Genomic DNA, 1685 nt, shown 5'->3' with positions numbered 1-1685 from the left:
TCGGCTCGCAGGCAACCGGCCTTGGGCCGCAAAAGTGGTTGCCCAGGCCCGCGAGTCACTGGCAGATGCGGAGGAGACGTTGAGTTCCACCGAAGAGGAGCCGGGTGAAAAGTAGGGGCCGGGGACTGGAGGCTGGAGACTGGGGACGAGGAAAGGGCGAGTGCGTACTGATTACTGATTACTGATTACTGATTACTGATTACTGATTACTGATTACTGATTACTCCACTTCTGCAAGAAGTCTAATCTTGAGATAAAGTATAATTAACAAAACAGTTCATTGACTTTTATCTATCTATGATTTATTATGTATAATAAAAGATAAATAGATAAAGGAGAAAAATGTTTGATTCAAGCAACCTTACATCAACTAAAAGTATTTGAAACCACCGCACGTTTAGGTAGTTTTACCAAAGCAGCAGAAGAATTAGACATCACTCAACCAACAGTATCAAGTCAAGTCAAACAATTAACGAAAAGCGTTGGCTTACCTTTATTTGAGCAGATTGGCAAACAACTTTACCTCACCGAAGCAGGAAAAGCATTATTTACAAGCTGTCAAGATGTTTTCACAGAATTAGACAACTTTGAAATGAAAATTGCCGATTTTAAAGGTACAAAAGAAGGAAAATTACGTTTATCCGTTATCACTACAGCAGCTTATTTTATTCCTCGTATTTTAGGCTCATTTTGTCAAATTTACCCTGATATTGATGTGACGTTGCAAGTAATCAACCATCAACAAATACAGCAGAGAATGTTAAATAATCAAGATGACTTATACATTATGAGTCAACCACCAGAAGAAATTGATTTAAAAAGTAAACCTTTCATTGAGAATCCATTAGTAGTTATTGCTAGAAAAGATCATCCTTTAGCCAAAGAGAAACAAGTACTTTTAGAAAAGTTACAGTTCTATCCTTTTATTATGCGCGAATCTGGCTCTGGAACTCGAAAAGCCGTACAAAATTTATTTAATCAATATGATATTACGGTAAAAGTGCGCCTAGAATTAGGTAGTAATGAAGCTATCAAACAAGCTATTTTAGGTGGATTAGGAATCTCTGTGTTGTCTAAACATACCTTAACTTCTGCTTGTCATGAAGATTTAACAATTCTTAATGTAGAAAAATTCCCTATTTCTCGATACTGGTATATCTCTCATTTAGCGGGGAAACAATTATCTGTAGTTGCCAAAACTTTTTTAGATTTTTTAATTGATAGAACTCTACTTATGGAAGTTTAACTTAGATCTTCCTCATCATAAAATGTACTTAAACAAAAGTAAATACAACGTTAAAGTTTATTTTTTGGTTTACATATATCTGTATTTTTGTTTTAAACAAAAGCAACTAACAATATATTTATGACATTCATAAACTGTGAACTACCCACACTGAATTAAAATTACAGTGTTGGCTTCCTACCCAAAGAAATGCTTTTTACTCCGAGAAGTAACGAGTCTTAATTTCTGACGATAGGCTTTACCCCACGTTCCGTAGGTCAAATACACGGTATCATAGAATTATATTTATGTGTATGGCTTGGTTATCGCCATTATCCGCCCGTGTGCGGTTGTTCTTATCTTATCAGAATTTTCAACCGTTGTGACAAGATAGAACGTTTATTTATCTGTCGAAATTCATCCCACACTTGTTTGATTTATTTTTTGTTGAAAACAAAGT

Annotated in this window: 1 protein-coding gene; it reads left to right on the top strand. The window is 35.3% G+C overall.

All coding sequences use genetic code 11. The features are described 5' to 3' along the window. Positions 1–346: 346 nt before the first annotated feature. Positions 347–1246, top strand: coding sequence for a LysR substrate-binding domain-containing protein (locus tag ACEW8E_RS03970; RefSeq protein WP_373479044.1), 900 nt, complete (start codon positions 347–349; stop codon positions 1244–1246). Positions 1247–1685 lie beyond the last annotated feature (439 nt).

The organism is Geminocystis sp. (genome assembly GCF_041753295.1).
Classification (GTDB): domain Bacteria; phylum Cyanobacteriota; class Cyanobacteriia; order Cyanobacteriales; family Cyanobacteriaceae; genus Geminocystis.
This window is presented reverse-complemented; position numbering and strand designations above follow the sequence as displayed.